This is a genomic window from Vibrio sp. 10N.222.52.B12 (assembly GCF_002875385.1).
Lineage (GTDB): Bacteria > Pseudomonadota > Gammaproteobacteria > Enterobacterales > Vibrionaceae > Vibrio > Vibrio jasicida.
Genome location: NZ_MDAW01000142.1, coordinates 1 through 286, shown reverse-complemented (window position 1 = coordinate 286; position 286 = coordinate 1). Strand labels below are relative to the sequence as shown.

1 pseudogene is annotated in these 286 nt (G+C 40.9%); it reads right to left on the bottom strand.

The features are described 5' to 3' along the window. A pseudogene (locus tag BCT11_RS28610) lies at positions 1-202 on the bottom strand (ISL3 family transposase); the annotation flags it as partial. Between the last annotated feature and the right edge of the window lie 84 nt (positions 203-286).

The window sequence follows — 286 nt, the reverse complement described above, 5'->3', positions numbered from 1 at the left end:
ACAGTTCAACAGGAGTTCCTAACAGTGTGGCTTCCTTGACGTTACGCCATTGATACTCATGTATGGCTTGAGCTTTAAGCCCACAAGGACACTTAGCGGTAGAGTTAGGTTTGAGAGTGAGCTTTATTAATGACGCAGTCTGATGAGACTTTACTATATGAAAGCCTTCCCAGAATGAAGATAGGAAAGTATGATTCGACATGAAAACGGTAGTTTGTGTAGGTTTTGTTTGGCGATAAAACTCTATCACTTACTACCGTTTTTGTTTTTAGTTCCCGCTTATCCG